The following is a 19063-nucleotide window of genomic DNA, read 5'->3' as shown; positions in this document are numbered from 1 at the left end:
CGGTGACTACGCGGATGCGGTGACTACGCGGAGTCGTCGCCGCCGAACCGCTCGCGGTACGACTCCAGGTCGTCCTCGGTGATCTTGGCGAAGAGCACCGGCGGCACCGTGAACGCGGTACCCGCCGGGACCGAGGACAGCGCCCTGGCCTCCTCCGGGGAGACCCACACCGCGGTGTCGTCCGCCAGCGCGAACGCGCCCCGCATCGCCTTCGCCGACGCCGGGATGAACGGCTCGGAGACGATCGCGTAGAGGTGGATCAGGTTCATCGCGGTCCGCAGCGTCAGCGCCGCCGCGTCCTTGTCGGTCTTGATCTCCAGCCAGGGGGCCTTCTCCTCCAGGTAGGAGTTGCCCGCGCTCCACAGGGCGCGCAGCGCAGCCGCCGCCTTGCGGAACTGGAGCGCCTCCATGTGGCCCTCGTACTCCGCCAGCAGCCCGGCGATCTCCTCGCCCAGCTTCTGCTCGGCGGCCCCGGCCTCGGCGCCCGCGGGCACGTCGTCGCCGAACCGCTTCCGCGAGAACGACAGCACCCGGTTGACGAAGTTGCCGAGCGTGTCAGCCAGGTCCTTGTTGACCGAGGCGGAGAACAGCTCCCAGGTGAAGGACGTGTCGTCCGACTCGGGGGCGTTGGCGATCAGGAAGTAGCGCCAGTAGTCGGCCGGCAGCAGCTCCAGCGCCGCGTCCGTGAAGATGCCGCGCTGCTGCGAGGTGGAGAACTTGCCGCCGTAGTAGTTCAGCCAGTTGAACGCCTTGAGGAAGTCGACCTTCTTCCAGGGCTCACGGGTGCCGAGCAGCGTCGCCGGGAACATCACGGAGTGGAACGGGACGTTGTCCTTCGCCATGAACTCCGTGTAGCGGACGTCGTCGGCCTCGTACCACCACGACTTCCAGTCCCGGCTGCCGTCGGACGCGGCGTCCGCCCACTCCTTCGTCGCGCCGATGTACTCGATCGGGGCGTCGAACCAGACGTAGAAGACCTTGCCTTCGGCGGCCAGCTCGGGCCACACGTCCGCGGGGACCGGAACGCCCCAGTCCAGGTCGCGGGTGATCGCCCGGTCCTGGAGGCCCTCGGTCAGCCACTTGTGGGCGATGGACGAGGCCAGCGTCGGCCACTCCGTGCTGCCGTTGCCTGCCAGCCACTCCTCGACCTCGTGCTGGAGCTTGGACTGGAGCAGGAAGAGGTGCGTGGTCTCGCGCACCTCCAGGTCGCCGCTGCCGCTGATCGCCGAGCGGGCGTCGATCAGGTCGGTCGGGTCCAGCACCCGGGTGCAGTTCTCGCACTGGTCGCCGCGCGCCTTGTCGTAGCCGCAGTGCGGGCAGGTGCCGACGATGTAGCGGTCGGGCAGGAAGCGGTCGTCGGTGATCGAGAAGACCTGGCGGATCGCCCGCTCCTCGATGAAGCCGTTCTCCTGGAGCTTGCGGGCGAGGTGCTGGGTCATCTCGACGTTCTGCTGCGAGGAGCTGCGCCCGAAGTGGTCGAACTTCAGGCCGAAGCCCTCGTAGATCGCCTTCTGCTTGTCGTGCTGCTCGCCGCAGAACGCGTCCACCGACTGACCCGCGGCCTTCGCCGCCAGCTCGGCCGGGGTGCCGTGCTCGTCCGTCGCACAGATGTAGAGCACGTCGTGCCCGCGCTGCCGCATATACCGCGCATACACATCGGCCGGGAGCATGGACCCCACCATGTTGCCCAGGTGCTTGATCCCGTTGATGTACGGAAGGGCGCTGGTGATGAGGTGTCGAGCCATTGCCGGCTGCTCCCAAGTCGCTACGGTGAGTGAAGAATTGCTTTACGGAACGTCAATATCGTACTGGACTGCGCGGTACGAATCCGCTGGCATTTCCGCACGCATTACCGGCGGCTATTCCGCGGGCCGCGACGGGCCGTACGGCGGGACGCCGCCGCTGCACGGAGGCCCGGGGCCGCCTCCCGTGCCGGGTGCCGAAGACCCGGCCTCACACAGCCGCCGTCGCCGCGTTCCGCGCGGGCCTCGGCCGGTGCTTCGGGGCCCGCGCCGTCACCATGAACCAGGCCACCACGGCCGCCAGCAGCATGATCGCCGAGCCCACGCCGATCGCGACGGTGAAGCCGTGCACCACGGCGTCCTCGGCGATGCCGTGACGCACCGCCGGCGTGAGCTGCCCGGTGCGCGACGCGTCCGCCGTCCGGGACGCGAGGTACGCCGCGCCGCTCGACGTCGCGAGGGTGTTCAGCAGTGCCGTACCGATCGAACCGCCCACCTGCTGCGCGGTGTTGACGGTCGCCGATGTGACGCCGGAATCCCGGGACGCGACACCCGTCGTGGCGGTGGCCATCACCGGCATGAAGATCAGGCCCATGCCGAGGCCGACGAGCAGTTCGGCGGGCAGCACGTGCGAGACGAACGCCGGCCCGGCGGTCAGGAACGTCAGCAGGAACAGGCCCACCGCGGCCAGCAGCGCACCCGGTGCCATCAGCAGCCGGGGCGCGAGATGGTGCAGCAGCCGCGCCGATATCTGCGTCGAGCCGATAACGATCGCGGCCGTCATCGGCAGAAAAGCCAGCCCCGTCTTTACCGGCGAATATCCGAGCACGGATTGAAAGTAATAGGTCATGAACAGGAACATTCCGAACATCGCGCTGACGGCAAGCCCCATGGTCAGGAAAGCGCCGCCGCGATTACGGTCCCGCACGATGGGCAACGGGAGCAGCGGATACCGGGCCCGGGTCTGCCACCAGGCGAAGAGCGCCAGCAGCAGCACACCGCCCGCCAGCAACCCCAGCACCAGCGCGTCACTCCAGCCCCGCGGCCGTGCCTCACTGCACCCGTAGACGATCGCCACCAGGCCGCCGCACCCCAGCAGCACACCGGGCACGTCCAGCCGGGCGTGCTCGTGGTTCGGCCGGGCGCGCTCGCGGTCGGGCCGGGCGTGCCTGTGGTCCGGCCGGGCGCGCTCGTGGTCCGGTCGGGCGCGCTCGCGGTCGGGCCGGGTGTGCCCGTGGTTCGGCCGGGCGTGCCTGCGGTCCGGCCGGGCGCGCAGGAACACCGCGGCGCCCGCGAACGCCGGCACCGCGACCGGGATGTTCACGTACAGACACCAGCGCCAGTCCAGATACTCGGTCAGCAGCCCGCCGGCGATCAGCCCGATCGCCGCGCCGCCACCCGCGATGGCGCCGTAGATCCCGAACGCCTTCCCCCGCTCCTTCCCGTCGGTGAACGTCGTCGTCAGCAGCGACAACGCGGACGGCGCCAGCAACGCCCCGAACGCCCCCTGCAACGCCCGCGCCCCGAACAACAGCCCCGGCCCGGTCGCCGCCCCACCCAGCCCCGACGCGACCGCGAACCCCACAAGCCCCACCATGAACGCCGTCTTCCGCCCGACGAGATCCGCGATCCGCCCGCCCAACAGCAACAACCCACCGAACGCCACCGTGTACGCGGTGATCACCCACTGCCGGTTCCCGTCCGACATCCCCAACTCCCGCTGCGCGGACGGCAACGCAATATTCACGATCGTGGCATCGAGCACGACCATGAGCTGCGCGAGCGCGATGACTAGGAGGGCGTACCAGCGGTGGGGGTCGGGCGCCGCACCGGCAGACGCGGCGGGCCCGCGCGCCCTGCCCGCGCCGCCTTCCCCTTCCCCCTGCCCGTCTCCACTCACCACGCAACCCGCCTCCACCGGCTGTCGCTCCGGTGCACCCACTCTGATCGGCGGATATACCGGAAGAACCGGATCACCCCACTCAGGGTAGGTAGTGGGGGGTGGGGGCGCTTGGTGGGACAAGGGCGCCTACCGAGAGGTCGGAGACTTGAGTGGCTTCCGGGCTCTCCTGGACGCACCTTGATCATGCCGGGCTGCCCCTTCCGCGGATCTCAACCGTCGCCGAATTCAGCCAGCAACTCGGAGTCGGGAAGTTTTCCTGTTGCCCAGGACCAGAGCATGCGACGTTTCGGCCGGTCCAAGGCGCCAAATGAGGCGCATGCCCGGAAAAGCAGACCGGGTTCCGCTGTGACGTACCAGTTATCTCTCTTGGCAGTCAGGTACGCCTCGGTTGGCTTCATCCCTCCGGACATCAGTCGTGACATGGCATCCAGGTCGGTATCGAAACGGGACTTCGCGGCGATGGAGACGTGGTAAATCTCGTTGAATTCCTGGCAGAAGGCACGTGCTGCGTATGCCGGAACATTGCGGATCCACCACTTTTCGATGGGCACGCGAGGGAAGGCTTCCTGCTGGAAGAGTTCCCGTAGCGATTGATCGATATCTGCGATGGCGCGGGTGGCGGACTGGTGGCTGGGGTCGGCGTTCGATCCGCTCTGTGTGACCCTGCTGATGGCCGAACGGATGGCGACGTCAGTCGCGTACTCATCCACGCCCCATGGGTATCCGTCGTGGCAGTAATCGGCGAACTTTCTCCAGCGCCGCACGGCCTCTTCGGGTTGGAGCGATGCTGACCTGTTGGTGTCAGGAGGCATGGGCATGGCCTTTTGGTGCCTGTGAGGATTCCCTTGTCTTCATCGCATGCCTTCTTTGTCCATGAACTCTTCAGGCGTGATAATTCTTCCATGATTGTCCATGCGTAACAGGGTGCCGTCGCCAGCTCTCCAAATGTCACGCCCATACTCCGGAAGAGGCCCATTGGTGAGGTTCGCGGCGTCCTGCTTGTAGCGACCGAAATCGTCATCGTGTGGGTTTTGATCTTTCCGCAGGGCACTGACAGTGCGTTCGAAGGGTGGGGAAAGGGCTGTGGATAAGGGGATGAAAACCGGCCTGGCGGGAAGGTTATGGGAATGCGGCAGAGGGCTGGGGCGTGCGGCCCTCGGGGAAAAGCGCCGGCCGCGGGCGGGGACCGGTGGGGCCCCGGCCGCGGCCGGTGGGGTAAGTGGGGTGGTGCGGTGGTCAGTTGTCCTTCAAGACGCCTGCGGCGCGGGCCTCGGTGAGCCACTCGGGGAATTCGACCATCAGCTGCTGGTACAGCTCGTCGGACGAGAGGGCGCGGGGGTCGCGGCCTGCGTGGAAGAAACCGGCGTTGTCGACGACGCGCTTGTCGGGGACGGCCAGATCGTCGAGCTTGCGGAGGAAGTCGAAGCCCTTGGCCTCCGGGTCACCGAAGCCGACGAACTGCCAGAAGATGGGGAGCCCGGCGGCCTCGCAGAGTGCCTTTTCGGCGGCGGGCTTGGAGGTGGGGGCGCCGTCGGTCTGGAAGATGACGAAGGCGGGGGCGGTGGAGCCGGACTTCTTGTAGTGCTCGACCACGGCCGCGATCGCCCAGTGGTAGTTCGTCCGGCCCATGTGCCCGAGTCCGGCGTGCAGTTCCTCGATGCGGCCTTCGTAGTGGGCCAGGTCGAGGTCGGCGGTGCCGTCGACGTCGGTGGAGAAGAAGACGACCGGGACGGTGCCGTCGTCGTCGAGGTTCGCGGAGAGGCCGAGTGCCTGCTCGGCGAGGTGCTGGACGGTGCCGTCCTTGTAGTAGTTGCGCATCGAGCCGGAGCGGTCGAGGACGAGGTAGACGGCGGCGCGCTGGGTGCCGAGACCGTGCTTGTCGAGGACGGCACCCGCGGACTTGTAGAGGCTGACGAGGCCGGGGGCGGTGGCCTCCACCTTGGTGAGGGAGATGGGGGTGGGGGAGGGGGAGGAGGGGGAGGAAGGCGCGGAGGGGGAGGAGGCTGATGGTGCGGGGGTGGTGGCGTCGGCCGGGGTGGTGATCGGGTCGGCCTGGGCGATCGGGTCGGCCGGGGTGGCCGGCTTCGATTTCGGTGCGGGCGCCGGTGCCTTCGGTGCCTCCGGTGCCTTCGATACCGGCTCCGGCTCGGGTGCCTTCGCCTCCGGCTCCGGCTTCGTTTCCGGTTCCGGCTTCGGTGCCTCCGCCTCCGCCTCCGTTTCTGCCTTCGGCTCCGTCTCCGCCTTCGTCTCCGGCTGTGCTGCTGCCGGGACTTCGGGTGCGGCGGCTTCCTCGGGCTCGGGCTCCGTGGCCTCTGTCTTCTCCGCGGCGTCCGTCTTCTCCGCGGCTTCCGCCTCGGGTGCGTCCGCTTCGGGGGCGTCCGCCTCGGGCACGTCCGTCGTCGCGTCGGCGGGGGCGGGGGTTTCCGCCTCGGTGTCCACCGGGGAGCTCTGGGCGGGCAGTGATGCGGTGGCCGGGGCGGCGGGTTCGGCGGCCGGCTCCTGGGTGGATTCGAGGGGGGCCGTGCGGGCGGCCGGGACTTCGGCCACCGGTGCGTCGGCGGCCGGGGACTCGCTCTCCGGCGCTGATGCGGCCTTGGCGGCTCCCGGGGCGGACTCCTCGCGGGCCTCCGGGATGGTGGCGGACGGGGTGGCCGGTTCCGGCGTTTCCGTGCCGCTCGGTGCCGCGCCGGACTCCTCGCGGGTCGCCTTGGAGCGACCGAAAGCGTTGCGCAGCAGACTCCGAATGCCCATCGGCGGACCTCTCTTGCGTGTGGTGGGGTGCGGCGTATGTCCCTGAAGCTGCGGACATGTCCCTGACCAGGACGGATACGTAAGGGTAGCGGCCATCCCCGGCGTCACCGTGGGACCTCGCGTGCCGCGTGGTGGGTGCAGGGGGGGAGTGTGCCGACGGGATGCGGGGGCGGCCGGGCGGCGGGCCCGTGGCGGCCAAGATCCACTACGGGGGCACGGCGGCGTAGGCGGGCGGGACGGGCTGTGCGCCCGGGTCCGGCCGGAGTGACGCGGATGCCCGTGTGCCGCTCTGCGTGGCCGGGGCGGGCGGCCGTGTGTCAGGGGAGCGGGCCGTGGCGGGGCAACTCCCTTGAGTCGGGCGGCAGTACGCGCACGTCGCGGGCCCGGGGGACGTACGGCCCGTCGTTTTTCCGGTGGGGCGGGCCGCCGTCCTCCTCGCCGTGCGAGCCGCACATCACGTCCCGGACACAGCCCGGCAAGAGCTGGGTAAGAACAGGGTCCGGCAGGTATCCGATGGTCGGATGCGCCCGTCTTATCCGGTGACGATAGGGCCAGGACCGTCCGTTGTTCGCTCCGGGCGGCCGGTGACCGGTACCAGGGCAAAAGCCCTCGCGAGGGTGACGGGAGATGCAGGCGCATGGGGCTGACCAGTCCATGGCTCGAATACACGGTGGTCGCGCTGGCGCTGATTCTCGTCGCGCTGACGGTGTGGCTGTGGCCGAGGCTGTCGGGGCGCGGGGCGCGGGTCCTGCTGGGGCGGCTCGGGGCGATCGTGCTCACCCAGGTGTCGATCGTGTGCGCGCTGGCCCTCGCGGTGAACAACAGCTTCGAGTTCTACGGCAGCTGGGACGACCTGCTGGGCAACAACGACAAGGCCCCGGTGGCGGTGAGCCAGGGCGGCGGGCAGTACACGTCCGTCGGGGACGTCAAGGGCGGTCTTGTGCAGCCTGCCGGGCCGCAGGGGCTCGACCGGGTGACGGGGCTGCCGCAGGGCCCGGCCGACAAGGTCGGCAAGATGGAGTCGGTGCGGATCGTGGGGCGCAGGACCCGGGCCATCAACCCGGCGTTCGTCTATCTGCCGCCGCAGTACTTCCAGCCGCAGTTCCGCCGCCAGCGGTTCCCCGTCATGGTCGTGATCAGCGGCTACCCCGGCGGCATCATGAACCTCGCGCAGCACCTCCAGATCCCGCAGAACGCCGGGAAGCTGATCGCCAAGGGGACGATGCAGCCGACCGTGATGGTGATGGTGCGGCCGACGATCGCGCCGCCGCGGGACACCGAGTGCGTCGACGTGCCGGGCGGCCCGCAGGCCGAGACGTTCTTCACCAAGGACCTGCCGGACGCCATGAAGTCCGCGTACCGGGTGGGCCACGACCCCAGCGCCTGGGGCGCGTTCGGCTACTCGTCGGGCGGCAGCTGCTCGCTCCAGCTGGCGATGCGCAACCCGAAGATCTACACCTCGGCCGTCTCGCTCTCCGGCGACTACGCGATCAAGGACGACCTGACCACCGGCAGCCTGTTCGGCGCCGGGCCCGAGGGCGCCAAGCGCGAGCGGGAGCACGACCTGCTGTGGCGGCTGAAGCACCTGCCGGCGCCGCAGGTCTCCGCGCTCGTCGCCAGCAGCCGTAAGGGCGAGCCGGATTACGGCGCCACCATGCAGTTCATCCACGCCGTCAAGGCACCGATGACCGTCGACTCGATCATCCTGCCGCGCGGCAGCCACCAGTTCGCGACCTGGCGGCGCGAGGTGGTGCCGGCGCTGGAGTGGCAGAGCAAGCAGCTGACGTTCCCGCAGGATGTCGAGGCGGCGCCCGCGAAGAAGCGTCCTGGTACGGGCGCGGAGCACGGCAAGGGCAAGGAGCAGGGGCCGGGCGCCGCGCACCCGGGGGCGCCGGCCGCGCCGTCGTCCAGGCCCGATGAGGACCGGCGGGCGGAGGCCGAACCGGCCGGGCGCGGCTGAGGCCGAGCGAGCCGCGGGCGGCCCGCCGCGGCTGAGTTCCGGCTCCCCCGCCCCCTCCCCCCTCTCCCCCTACGGGGGAGGGGGCGGGGGTGGGTTCGGGGGTGGGGGGGGACGGACGGGTCCGCCCACCCCCGAAACGTTCCAGGCCCGCCCCGGCCCGCCCAACACCTCAGCCCCGCCCCCCAACATCCCCGTCCCGCCCGTCACTTCACGGCCGGTAAGCCATCCCCGGCTCCGGTGTCGCGGGCGACAGCAGCTGGGAGACGGTCACGATGGTGAAGCCGCGCTTCTTCAGCTCCTTGAGGATGCCGGGGACGGCCGGCACGGTGCCCTTGTAGATGTCGTGCAGCAGGATGACGCCGTCCTTCTCGGTCTGGTCGAGCACCCGCTTGGTGATCAACTTCGAGTCGGTGGTCTGGTAGTCCTTGGCGGTCACGCTCCACAGGACCTGGGACAGGCCGAGTTCCTTGCTGATCTCCGAGACCTGCTCGTTGGTCCTGCCCTGCGGCGGGCGCATCAGCTTGGGCGTCTTGCCGGTGATCTTGTGGACCTGGTCCTGCACGAGGGAGAGTTCACGCTTGACCTCGGCCGGCTTGATGTCGGTCAGGATCTGGTGCGACCAGGTGTGGTTGGCCAGCTCGTGGCCCTCGCGGTCGATCCGCTTCACCTCGGCCGGGCGCTCGGCGATGTGGTTCTTGCCGAGCATGAAGAAGGTCGCGTGCACCTTCTCCTTCTTCAGGATGTCCAGCAGGTGGTTGGTGTTCTCGCTGGGGCCTGCGTCGAAGGTGAGCGCGACGCACTTGGCCTTGCGGCAGTCGACGTCGTCGCCGTTCGCGTCCTTGGCCCCGGAGCCGTTCTTGGCGTCCGCCGCGAGCTTCGCGTCCTTGGCCTTGACCGCCGCGGCGGGGGCGTCGTCGCGCGCGTCGGCCGGTGCGGTGACGTCGTAGTCGGTGCAGCCGCTGAGCGCCAGGGTCAGGGAGGTGGCGGCCAGCAGCCCGGCTATGGAGCGGCGGCGGGCGGTGGCGGCGCGGGGGTGCTTCGGCATGGCGGGGCTCTTTCCGGGGTCGGGCAACGGAGGTGTGGGGTCGGAGCCTGGCCGGGGCGACCACCCGTGAGGGAACTATACATAGTGAGTACACACTCGATGTATAGGCGGGGGTGGGGGCCCGTGCGCGCCCGCTGTGGCCGCCGCCCGCTCCACCGTGACGGCCCGCGCCCGCTCCCCCGCCCCGATCGGACGCGGCCCGCGCGACACCCGGGACCGCCCGCGGTGGACTCGTACCGTGACCGCACCGCCGGACGACTGCCTGGCCCGCAACGACTGGATCTGCGGCGACTACCTGAGCACCCGCCGCCGGATCCTGCTCGACGCGGTGCTCGAACACGTCCAGCTGACCGTGATCTCCGTCCTGCTCGGCCTGGTGATCGCGCTCCCGCTGGCGCTGCTTGCCCGCCGCAGGCGCTGGACGGTCGGCCCGGTGCTCGGCATCACCACCGTGCTCTACACGATCCCGTCGCTGGCGATGTTCTCGCTGCTGCTGCCGCTCTACGGCCTGTCCGCGACCCTCGTCGTGGCCGGCCTGGCGCTGTACTCGCTGACCCTGCTCGTCCGGAACATCCTGGCCGGCCTCGAAGGCGTACCCGCCGAGGCCAAGGACGCCGCCCGCGGCATGGGCTACGGACCCACCCGCCAACTGCTCACCGTCGAACTGCCGCTGGCGCTGCCCGCGGCGATGGCCGGGCTGCGGATCGCCACCGTCTCGGCCGTCTCGCTCACCACCGTCGGCGCGATCGTCGGCCACGGCGGCCTGGGCAACCTCATCTACGCGGGCATGAACTCCTTCTTCAAGGCGCAGGTGCTCACCGCTTCGGTGCTGTGCGTGCTCATCGCCGTCGTCTTCGACCTGCTGCTGCTCGGCGCCGAGCAGCTGCTCACGCCGTGGCGGCGGGCCCGCACCGGGCGGCCGGCGCGCGGGCGGGGCGCGGGCGCGCGCCGGGTCGCCGTGGCCGGGCGGCGCCCGTGAACACCCTCTCCGCGGTCTGGTCCTGGCTGACCACCGCCGCCCACTGGTCCGGTGAGAACGGCATCTGGCACCGCCTCGTCCAGCACTTCTGGCTCACCGTCGGCTGCCTCGCCGTCAGCTGCCTGCTCGCGCTGCCCGTCGCGCTGACCCTCGGCCACCTCGGGCGCGGCGGCGCCCTCGCCGTCAACCTCGCCAACATCGGCCGTGCCGTCCCCACCTTCGCCATCCTCGTGCTGCTGCTCCTGACCCCGCTCGGGCGGCACGGGCAGTGGCCGACCGTCATCGCGCTGGTGCTGTTCGCCGTCCCGCCGCTGCTGACCAATGCCTACGTCGGGATGCGCGAGGTCGACCAGGACGTGGTGCGGGCCGCCCGGGGCATGGGGATGACGGGCCACCAGCTCGTGTGGCGGGTCGAACTGCCGCTGGCCTTCCCGCTGGTGCTGACCGGCATCCGGATCGCCGCCGTCCAGCTGGTGGCCACCGCCACGCTCGCCGCGCTGGTCGGCGGCGGCGGCCTCGGCCGGATCATCACCGCGGGCTTCAACCTCGCCTCCACCCCGCAGGTCGTCGCGGGCGCCGTCGTCGTCGCGGTGTTCGCGCTGCTGATGGAGGCGGCCTTCGAGGCCGGGCAGCGGTGTGCGCCGGCCTGGGCGCGCGGACGGATGCGATGACGCCGGCCGCCCCCCGGTGGCGCCGCCGCCGCGTACCCGCCGCCGTGCTGTGCGGCGCCCTCCTGGCGGCCTGCACCGGCGGCCCGTCCCTGGAGGACCGCGGCACCGTCACCGCCTCACCGGGCGAGGGGCACGACCTGTCCATCGGCTCGGCGGGCTTCACCGAGAGCGAGCTGCTCGCCCAGATGTACGCGGCGCTGCTCGGCGCGGCCGGCTTCCACACCGACATCCTCACCGTCGGCAACCGCGAGCTGTACGAGCCCGCCCTGGAGAGCGGCCAGATCGACGTCGTCCCGGAGTACGCCGCCACCTTCGCCGACTGGCTCAACGCCAAGACCCACGGCCCGAAGGCGCCGCCCGTCGCCTCCCCCGACCTCGCCGCCACCATGACCGCGCTGCGCAAGCTGACCGCCCCGCGCGGCCTGTCCGCCCTCGCCCCCGGCCGCGCCGTCGACCAGAACGCCTTCGCCGTCAGCGCCGCCTACGCGGCCAGGCACCGCCTCAAGACCCTCAGCGACCTGGGCCGGGCGAAGCTGCCTGTCCGGCTCGCGGCGGGCGACGAGTGCGTGCAGCGGCCGTTCTGCGCGCCGGGCCTGAAGAAGACGTACGGCATCGACGTCACGGCCGTCGACCCCAAGGGCGTCGGCACCACCCCCGCCAAGCAGGCCGTGCAGAACGGCCAGGACCAGATGGTGCTGACCACCAGCACGGACGCCACCCTCGACCAGTTCGGCCTGGTGGTGCTCGCCGACGACAAGAAGCTCCAGAACGCCGATTACGTCATCCCCGTCGTCAACCGCGCCCGCGCCGGCAGCCCCCGTGTCACCGCCGCACTCGACCGCCTCAACTCCGTCCTGACCACCGCCGACCTGGCCCGCCTCAACCAGCGCGTGGACAGCTGGCGGCGGCTGCCCGCCGACGTGGCACGCGACTACCTCACGTCCAAGGGCCTGCTGCCGAAGAAGCCCTGAGGACTGTCACCGGGTCGGCACCGAGTCGACCTCGTCCCGCTCGCGCGGCGCGCCCCGCTCGTCGGGGGCGATGGTGCGGCGCAGCGCCTCATGGAGCGCCGTCGGGGTCAGCACCCCCAGGAAGCGGTGGCCCTCCAGGACCGCGATCCAGCCCGCGTCGTGCTTGAGCATCTCGCTGAACGCCTGCTTCAGGGTGCCGGTCACCGGAACCCACGCCTCCATCCGGCGCGCGTGCCCGGAGACGGGACCTGCGGCCCCGGCCAGCTCCTCGGTGCCCACCCAGCCGTGCAGCTCCCCCGCCTCGTCCAGCACCACCGCCCAGCGGGCGTTCCCGGCGCGCAGCCTGGCGACCGCGTCGGCCGCCGGTTCGCCGAGCCGCGCGAACGGCGGGCGCTCCAGTCCTGCCCGGTCGATGCCGGTCACCGACAGCTGCTTCAACGCCCGGTCGGAGCCGACGAATGCGGCGACGTACGGGGAGGCGGGGGCGCCGAGCACCCGCGCCGGGGTGTCGTACTGCTCGATCCTGCCCTCCCCGTAGACGGCGATGCGGTCGCCGAGCCGGATCGCCTCCTCGATGTCGTGGGTGACCAGCAGCACCGTCTTGTGCATGGCGTCCTGGAGGCGGAGGAATTCGTTCTGGAGGTGTTCGCGGACGACGGGGTCGACGGCGCCGAAGGGTTCGTCCATGAGGAGGACGGGTGGGTCGGCGGCGAGTGCGCGGGCCACACCGACGCGTTGGCGCTGGCCGCCGGAGAGCTGGTCGGGGTAGCGGTCGCCGTAGACGGCCGGGTCCAGGCCGACCAGGTCGAGGAGTTCGGCCGCCCGCTCGCGTGCCCTCGGCTTCTTCCAGCCGGTCAGCACCGGCACCGTCGCGGTGTTGTCGAGGACCGTGCGGTGCGGGAAGAGCCCGGTCTGCTGGATGACGTAGCCGATGCGGCGGCGCAGCCGTACCGGGTCGACGGCGGCGACGTCCGAGCCCTCGACGAGGATGCGTCCGGCCGTGGCGTCGATGAGGCGGTTGACCATCATCATCGTCGTGGTCTTGCCGCAGCCCGACGGGCCGACGAGGGTCACCAGTTCGCCCTCGCCGACCTCGAAGGAGAGGTCGTCGACGGCGGTGGTTCCGTCGGGGTAGCGCTTGGTGACGGACTCGAACCGGATCATCGGCCCATTGAATCCCGCACCGCACCGCCGGTCCCCTCATGCGGGCAAAAGAGTGGGCCCGCCCGGTGCGGGCCCGCCGCGCCGCGCTGCCCGGGGGGCCGTACGAGTTGCTTCCGTGACGCCGCCTTCCCTCCTGCCGCGTCCGGCCGCACCGCCGTGCTTACGATCCACTCCGGCCTCCGGTCGGAAGGGTGGAAGGGAACGCCACGATGAGAGCCGTAGCAGTCAGCGCATTCGGTGCACAGCCGCAGCTCATGGATCTGCCACAGCCCGAGCCAGGGCCCGGTGAGGTCCTGGTGCGGCTGGCCGCAGCCGGGGTCAACCCGATCGACTGGAAGGTCGCCGACGGCATGTACGGGGATCCGTCGACGACCTCGTTCCCGCTGGTCCTGGGGACGGACGGGGCGGGTGAGGTACTGGCCGTCGGGACCGGCGTACGGCGGTTCACCGCCGGTGACGCGGTGTTCGGGCAGTTCCAGTGGCCGGAGCGGGGCGGCGGTTCGTACGCCGAACTCGCGGTCACCGGCGAGCGGTCACTCGCCCCGGCCGCCCGCAGCGTCACCTACGCGACGTCGGCCGCCGTGCCGACGGCCGGTATGACGGCCTACAACCTGGTCGAGGAGACCCGGATCAGCGAGGGCCGCCGGGTGCTGATCGTCGGTGCCACCGGCGGGGTGGGCACCTTCGTCACGCAGCTCGCGCACGGCCGCGGCGCCGACGTCATCGCCACCGCACGCCCGGCCATGTCGGACCTGATGCGGACGCTGGGCGCGAACGAGACCGTCGACCACACCGCGGGCCCGGTCGCCGATCAGGTGCTCGCCGCGCACCCGGACGGGGTGGACGTGCTGATCGACCTGACCAGCGGCCCCGAGGAGTTCGTCGCGATGATGGGGACGGTGCGGGACGGCGGCACGGCGGTCTCGACGGTCGGCTCGGCCGACGCCGACGTGCTCACCGAGCACAACCTCCGCGGCTTCAACTTCGCCAACCGGCCGTCCCCGCAGCTCCTCGACATCCTCGCGGGACAGGTCGACGCGGGCCGGCTGACGGTCCTGGTCGGCAGGGAAGTGCCGCTGGAGGAGGCCCCCGAGGTCCTGGAGGCCAGCCGCAGCGGCCGGGCCCACGGCAAGACGGTGCTGGAGATCTGACGGCCGTACGGCGCGCGGCCCCGCGGGACATCGTCCGCGGGGCCGCGCGCCGTTGTGCGTACCGAAGCGGACGGGCCGCCCCCGGGGGTCAGCGGCGGGCGGGGAGCACGGCGCGCAGGGCGCGGGCGGCGGGCGGAGCCACCGCGGCGGCCAGCGCGGTCAGCAGCGCGGCGCAGGCCAGCAGCGTGATGCCGGTGCGCAGCGACGCGGTCAGCGCGTCCGCGTACGCGGCGGCGGCCGGGCGCGGGACGGCGGCGGGCAGCGCCGCCAGGGCGTGGTTGCGGGCCGCCGTGAGGGCGGCGGCGAGCAGCGCGGTGGCGGCGGCGCAGCCGGCCGCGGCGCACAGCAGCGCGCGGCGTCTGCGGCGCGCCAGCAGCAGCCCGGCCGGCAGGCACAGCGCGGCGACCGGCGGCAGCACCAGGGCGGCGGCGTGCACGGCCTGGTGGACGGCGCGGGCCCGCGGCACGTCGGACGCGTGCAGCAGCACGATCCGGGCGCCGGCGGACGGCACCCGGCGGGCGATGTCGATGCCCAGGCCGTTCGCCGACAGCTGGTGCTTGACGCGTTCGATGACCGGGGTCAGGTCGAGGACGACGGGGGAGCTGCCGTACGCGGTCAGGGTGGCGTCCAGGGCCTGGTGCGCGCTGCGGTGCACCTGCCGCCAGACGGCGGGGAACCCGCGCCCGGTCACCACCTGCCGCACCTGCTTGTCCACGAACTCGCGCAGGCCCCGGGTGAACCGCTCGCGCAGCGCGGGCCGTTGGGCGCGCGGGATGGCCTCCAGCAGGCCGTCGAGCCTGACGTGGCCCATCACGCCGTCGGTGACGTCCCCGACGATGGCGTTCTGGAGGGTGCGGTCGCCGGCGAGCGGCGCGACGGCCGCCACGTAGCGGCGGGTGTCGGTCAGTTCGTCGCGCGCCCAGAGGACGGTCAGGCTCAGCGGCAGCAGCAGCGTGCCGATCAGCAGCAGCGCCGCGGCGGCCGACGCACGGCCGTGGCGGCGGCCCGCCGCGCGCGGCGCACCCGGCCCCGCCACCCGGCCGCCCGCACGTACGGGTGCGCTCGCTGACATCGCGTCCCGGTCCTTCCTCCAGCGGGTGGGCAGTGGCCACGTCCCAGGCAAGTGGCTGCGGACCACGGCCGCGAGCGGGGCCGGTGCCAACGGGTGACCCGGCAGGGCGGGGCACGGAGGGTCAGGTGCGGGCCGTGCCGGTGGACGGCTCGGCCGTGGTGGCGCGGCGTCCGGTGGCTGCGGTGCCGCGCCGGCCGCGGAACAGCAGCGCGGCGCCGCCGAGCAGCCCCGCGCCGATCAGCCAGCTCGGCCAGGCGGTCTGCCCCGCGGCGCTCTCCGGGTGGGTCTCGGGCAGGTCGTCGACGTCACCCGAGCAGGAGGCGGGGGCCGTGGAACCGGCGGCGTAGACGCAGACGGTGGTGGCCGCGCGCAGGGTGCCGGGCGCGGCCGTCGCGGTGTCGGCGCGCTCGCCGAGCACGGCACTCGCGGTGAGCAGCCGTGCGGCGTGCGCGGCGATGTCGGTGTGCCACACGGCCGTGCGGTCCGCGGTGATCCGGCCCCCGGGCGCGGTCACCGACTCGGTGGTGGCGGGCAGCCGCTGCTCGACGCGGGCGCCGTGCAGCGCGGTGGCGCCGAGGTTGCGGACCGTGACGCGGTAGTCGAGCCGGTCGCCCGCCGCGGCGTCGGTGGTGCCGTCGGTCACCTCGACCGCCACCTGCGGCGCGACGGGCGGGGCGAGCGGGCGCGGCTGGGCCGCTGCCTGGGAGGGAAGGGCGGCGGCGCACAGCAGCAGGCCGATGACGACGGTTCGCATGCCGCCCATCCGAGCACCACGGGCACCCGGGGCCGGTCCGTGCGGCCCGCGGCGCGGCCGGTTTCACCCCGGCGAGTGGGCGCCGGTGAGCCATCGGGCCAGGTGCCCGCGCGAGGTGACGGGCCACGCGGGCCGCGGGGCGCCTCCCGGCCGCTCCCGCGCCGTCCGCGGCGCCTCCCCCACGGCCCCGGGCGGCCTCGGCCCGGCCTCCCCGACTTCTAATCGGAGTGGCTGCGCTGAGCTCGTTCCGCAAGGTCAGGGCCTGTGTCCGAACTCCGGCCGCGTGCAGCGGAGTTCGGACGCGGGTCCTCAGTGTTGGTGCGGGCCCGGCCGGTGGACCGGGCCGTGGGTGTCCTCGCAGTGGCCGTTCGTATGCGGCTCGGGGCCGGGGCCCGAGGTGACGTGCAGGACGGTGTCGGCCCCGTCCTGTTCGCCCACGTGGTCGACCTGGAGGGTGGCGTGCGTGACGCCGTACTCGGTGCTCAGCAGTTCCTGGAGGCGGCGGCGGACCTTGTGGCAGTCGCCGCCCGGGGCGACCAGGATGTGCGCGGAGAGCGCGGGCTCGCCGGAGGTGATCTGCCAGATGTGCAGGTCGTGGACCTCGACGACCTCGTCGGCCGCCACCAGGTGGTCGCCGAGCGCGTCCGGGTCGACGCCGGCCGGTGCGGCCTCCATGAAGATCCGTCCTGACTCGCGGACCAGCCCGTAGCCCGCCCGCAGCATCAGCGCGACGACGACGAGCGTGGCCAGCGCGTCGGCCCGTGCGAAGCCTGTGGTCAGCACGACCAGGCCGGCCACGGCGGTGGCGACGAAGCCGAACAGGTCGGTGAGGATGTGCTGGTAGGCGCCCTCGACGTTCAGGCTTGAGCGGTTGGCCCTGGACAGGAACCAGGTGGCGATCAGGTTCACCACCACCCCCGCCAGCGCCGTGACCAGGACCAGGCCGCCGGTGACCTCGGGCGGCGCGATCAGCCGCCGCACCGCCTCGTACGCCAGCCACACGGACAGGACGAGCAGGGTGATGCCGTTGGCCTGGGCGGAGAGGATCTCGGCGCGCTTGAGGCCGTAGGTGTAGCCGCCGCGTGCGGGCCGGGCGGCCAGCCGCATGGCGATCAGTGCCAGCACGATCGATGCGGCGTCGGTGAGCATGTGGGCGGCGTCGGAGATCAGCGCCAGCGAGCGGGCCAGCACACCGATGACCACCTCGACGGCCATGAAGGCGGTGATCAGTACCAGTGCGGCGCGCAGCCAGCGCCGGTCGGCGTCCGGCGCGACGGTGTGCGAGTGACTGTGGGAATGGCCGTGGCTGCCGTGCGGGCGGTCCGGGGGGTGTGAGTGGTGCCCGTGGGCGTGCTCGGTCATGGCGCGCTCCTTCCTGGGTCGTCCGGGGGAAGCAAACCGCACTTCGGCAAAAGATCCAAAGGCTGCATCGGTGACCGTTGTCATTACCGTCGAACGGACCAAAGTGCCTGGTCACAGCGGTCCTTACCGGGAGGGCGCGGAGGTGGCGGCGGGGCGTGGCAGCCCGGGCGGGTCCGCCGGTACCCCTTGCTAGCGGCTGCCGCAGCGACGATCTTTGGTGTGCCCGCGGGCCCGCCTGCCGGGCGTGGGGCGCGCGTACGGCCGCGACCGCCCCCGCCCCTTTGCGTGCCCTATACAGCTAACAAGGGAGCGTTGTGCCCGCGAACCGAGCAGCGCCTGACATCCTGTCGCCGGAATTCGCCGCCGACCCCTACCGCGCGTACCGGATCATGCGGGACGACTTCCCGCTCATCCACCACGAGGCCACCGGGAGCTACCTCGTCTCGCGCTACGAGGACGTCGAACGGGCCTTCAAGGACCCGGTGTTCACCACCGACAACTACGACTGGCAGCTGGAGCCGGTGCACGGGCGCACCATCCTCCAGATGAGCGGACGCGAGCACGCCGTGCGCCGGGCGCTGGTCGCCCCCGCCTTCCGGGGCCGCACCCTGGAGGAGTCCTTCCTGCCGGTCATCGAGCGCAACGCCAGGGAACTCGTCGACGGCTTCCGGGAGTCGGGCAGCGCCGACCTCGTCGACCGCTTCGCCACCCGCTTCCCCGTCAACGTCATCGCCGACATGCTCGGCCTGGACCGCGCCGACCACGACCGCATCCACCGCTGGTACACCGCGATCATGGGCTTCCTCGGCAACCTCAGCCAGGACCCCGAGGTCGCCGATGCCGGACTGCGCACCCGGGACGAATTCGCCGCCTACCTGCTGCCGTTGATCCGCGAGCGCCGCGCACACCCCGGCGACGACCTGCTGTCCACGCTGTGCGCCGCCGAGATCGACGGCACGCGGATGAGCGACGAGGACATCAAGGCGTTCTGCAGCCTGCTGCTGACAGCCGGTGGCGAGACCACCGACAAGGCGCTCTCCGGCATCGTGCACAACCTGCTGCGCCACCCCGAGCAGCTGGCCGCGGTGCGCGCGGATCGTTCGCTGATCGCCCGCGCCTTCGCCGAGACGCTGCGCTACACGCCGCCGGTGCACATGATCATGCGTCAGGTCTCCGAAGACGTCACGATAGGCGGCGGCCGGGTGCCCGCGGGGGCCACCGTCACCTGCCTGATAGGCGCCGCGGGACGCGACGAGCGGCGCTACGCGGACCCCGACACCTTCGACATCCACCGCACCGACCTGTCCGCCACCACCGCCTTCTCGGCGGCGGCCGACCACCTCTCGTTCGCCCTGGGCCGGCACTTCTGCGTCGGCGCCCTGCTGGCGAAGGCGGAGGTCGAGACCGGGATCGGGCTGCTGCTGGACGCGCTGCCCGACCTGGCGCTCGCGGACGGCCCGGCACCGCGCGAACAGGGCGTCTTCACCAGGGGGTTGGACAGCTTGCCGGTGACGTTCACGGCCACGAGCGGGGGGTGA

General features: G+C 72.0%; 15 protein-coding genes. 6 read left to right on the top strand and 9 right to left on the bottom strand.

Annotation, left to right across the window (positions count from 1 at the left end; translation table 11 throughout):
• Positions 1-23 precede the first annotated feature (23 nt).
• From metG to ACIBK8_RS22365, 4 genes are all read right to left on the bottom strand, one after another.
• Complete coding sequence (metG, locus tag ACIBK8_RS22380) at positions 24-1745, bottom strand: methionine--tRNA ligase (RefSeq protein WP_399043542.1); 1722 nt, start codon at positions 1743-1745, stop codon at positions 24-26.
• 208 nt (positions 1746-1953) lie between these two features.
• Positions 1954-3642, bottom strand: coding sequence for an MFS transporter (locus ACIBK8_RS22375; protein WP_399043559.1), 1689 nt, complete (start codon positions 3640-3642; stop codon positions 1954-1956).
• 212 nt (positions 3643-3854) lie between these two features.
• A complete protein-coding gene (locus ACIBK8_RS22370) occupies positions 3855-4355 on the bottom strand; it encodes a hypothetical protein (protein WP_399043541.1) in 501 nt (166 codons plus the stop codon).
• 526 nt (positions 4356-4881) lie between these two features.
• The gene (locus ACIBK8_RS22365; RefSeq protein ID WP_399043540.1) at positions 4882-6396 is read right to left on the bottom strand and encodes a vWA domain-containing protein; all 1515 of its coding nucleotides are present in this window, start codon (positions 6394-6396) and stop codon (positions 4882-4884) included.
• Positions 6397-7033: 637 nt separating this feature from the next.
• Here ACIBK8_RS22365 and ACIBK8_RS22360 point away from each other — a divergent pair.
• Complete coding sequence (locus ACIBK8_RS22360) at positions 7034-8356, top strand: alpha/beta hydrolase (RefSeq protein ID WP_399043539.1); 1323 nt, start codon at positions 7034-7036, stop codon at positions 8354-8356.
• 208 nt (positions 8357-8564) lie between these two features.
• Here the strand turns inward: ACIBK8_RS22360 and ACIBK8_RS22355 are convergent, their stop codons facing one another.
• On the bottom strand, positions 8565-9401 hold the full coding sequence (locus ACIBK8_RS22355; RefSeq protein WP_399043538.1) for a polysaccharide deacetylase family protein: 837 nt from the start codon (positions 9399-9401) through the stop codon (positions 8565-8567).
• A gap of 238 nt (positions 9402-9639) precedes the next feature.
• On the opposite strand from ACIBK8_RS22355, the gene ACIBK8_RS22350 reads away from it, so the two are divergent.
• The 3 genes from ACIBK8_RS22350 to ACIBK8_RS22340 are packed head-to-tail and all read left to right on the top strand — an operon-like array spanning position 9640 to position 12022.
• The gene (locus ACIBK8_RS22350) at positions 9640-10380 is read left to right on the top strand and encodes an ABC transporter permease (RefSeq protein ID WP_399043537.1); all 741 of its coding nucleotides are present in this window, start codon (positions 9640-9642) and stop codon (positions 10378-10380) included.
• Positions 10377-11051, top strand: coding sequence for an ABC transporter permease (locus ACIBK8_RS22345; protein ID WP_399043536.1), 675 nt, complete (start codon positions 10377-10379; stop codon positions 11049-11051). The genes ACIBK8_RS22350 and ACIBK8_RS22345 overlap by 4 nt, the downstream gene beginning before the upstream one ends.
• On the top strand, positions 11048-12022 hold the full coding sequence (locus ACIBK8_RS22340) for an ABC transporter substrate-binding protein (RefSeq protein ID WP_399043535.1): 975 nt from the start codon (positions 11048-11050) through the stop codon (positions 12020-12022). Before ACIBK8_RS22345 ends, ACIBK8_RS22340 begins: the two co-directional genes overlap by 4 nt.
• Positions 12023-12028: 6 nt before the next feature.
• On the opposite strand, the gene ACIBK8_RS22335 is transcribed toward ACIBK8_RS22340, so the two are convergent.
• Entirely contained in the window at positions 12029-13186 is a 1158-nt protein-coding gene (locus tag ACIBK8_RS22335; protein ID WP_399043534.1) for an ABC transporter ATP-binding protein, read from the bottom strand.
• Between the two features lie 209 nt (positions 13187-13395).
• On the opposite strand from ACIBK8_RS22335, the gene ACIBK8_RS22330 reads away from it, so the two are divergent.
• Positions 13396-14337: an NADP-dependent oxidoreductase gene (locus ACIBK8_RS22330; RefSeq protein ID WP_399043533.1), complete on the top strand. Its 942-nt coding sequence runs from the start codon at positions 13396-13398 to the stop codon at positions 14335-14337.
• Between the two features lie 88 nt (positions 14338-14425).
• Here the strand turns inward: ACIBK8_RS22330 and ACIBK8_RS22325 are convergent, their stop codons facing one another.
• The 3 genes from ACIBK8_RS22325 to ACIBK8_RS22315 all read right to left on the bottom strand — a co-directional run bounded on the left by ACIBK8_RS22325 (position 14426) and on the right by ACIBK8_RS22315 (position 17525).
• The gene (locus tag ACIBK8_RS22325) at positions 14426-15409 is read right to left on the bottom strand and encodes a hypothetical protein (RefSeq protein WP_399043532.1); all 984 of its coding nucleotides are present in this window, start codon (positions 15407-15409) and stop codon (positions 14426-14428) included.
• Between the two features lie 121 nt (positions 15410-15530).
• Entirely contained in the window at positions 15531-16163 is a 633-nt protein-coding gene (locus tag ACIBK8_RS22320) for a hypothetical protein (RefSeq protein ID WP_399043531.1), read from the bottom strand.
• Positions 16164-16472: 309 nt separating this feature from the next.
• Positions 16473-17525 (bottom strand): cation diffusion facilitator family transporter, encoded by a 1053-nt coding sequence (locus tag ACIBK8_RS22315; RefSeq protein ID WP_399043530.1) that lies wholly within the window; start codon positions 17523-17525, stop codon positions 16473-16475.
• A 389-nt stretch (positions 17526-17914) separates the two neighbouring features.
• Here ACIBK8_RS22315 and ACIBK8_RS22310 point away from each other — a divergent pair, with 389 nt between their 5' ends.
• The gene (locus tag ACIBK8_RS22310) at positions 17915-19063 is read left to right on the top strand and encodes a cytochrome P450 (RefSeq protein WP_399043558.1); all 1149 of its coding nucleotides are present in this window, start codon (positions 17915-17917) and stop codon (positions 19061-19063) included.

Origin of the sequence: Streptomyces sp. NPDC050161 (assembly GCF_044460025.1) — a bacterium.
GTDB lineage: Bacteria > Actinomycetota > Actinomycetes > Streptomycetales > Streptomycetaceae > Streptomyces.
The sequence above is the reverse complement of the archived record's forward strand: the minus strand, read 5'-3'. Positions and strand labels throughout refer to the sequence as shown.

Bases quoted from the DNA above. Each gene is read 5' to 3' on its own strand.
- ACIBK8_RS22335 (WP_399043534.1), bottom strand. From the start codon at position 13,186: ATGATCCGGTTCGAGTCCGTCACCAAGCGCTACCCCGACGGAACCACC.
- ACIBK8_RS22315 (WP_399043530.1), bottom strand. From the start codon at position 17,525: ATGACCGAGCACGCCCACGGGCACCACTCACACCCCCCGGACCGCCCG.
- metG (WP_399043542.1), bottom strand. From the start codon at position 1,745: ATGGCTCGACACCTCATCACCAGCGCCCTTCCGTACATCAACGGGATC.
- ACIBK8_RS22325 (WP_399043532.1), bottom strand. From the start codon at position 15,409: ATGTCAGCGAGCGCACCCGTACGTGCGGGCGGCCGGGTGGCGGGGCCG.
- ACIBK8_RS22340 (WP_399043535.1), top strand. From the start codon at position 11,048: ATGACGCCGGCCGCCCCCCGGTGGCGCCGCCGCCGCGTACCCGCCGCC.
- ACIBK8_RS22355 (WP_399043538.1), bottom strand. From the start codon at position 9,401: ATGCCGAAGCACCCCCGCGCCGCCACCGCCCGCCGCCGCTCCATAGCC.
- ACIBK8_RS22330 (WP_399043533.1), top strand. From the start codon at position 13,396: ATGAGAGCCGTAGCAGTCAGCGCATTCGGTGCACAGCCGCAGCTCATG.
- ACIBK8_RS22365 (WP_399043540.1), bottom strand. From the start codon at position 6,396: ATGGGCATTCGGAGTCTGCTGCGCAACGCTTTCGGTCGCTCCAAGGCG.
- ACIBK8_RS22360 (WP_399043539.1), top strand. From the start codon at position 7,034: ATGGGGCTGACCAGTCCATGGCTCGAATACACGGTGGTCGCGCTGGCG.
- ACIBK8_RS22310 (WP_399043558.1), top strand. From the start codon at position 17,915: ATGCGGGACGACTTCCCGCTCATCCACCACGAGGCCACCGGGAGCTAC.
- ACIBK8_RS22320 (WP_399043531.1), bottom strand. From the start codon at position 16,163: ATGCGAACCGTCGTCATCGGCCTGCTGCTGTGCGCCGCCGCCCTTCCC.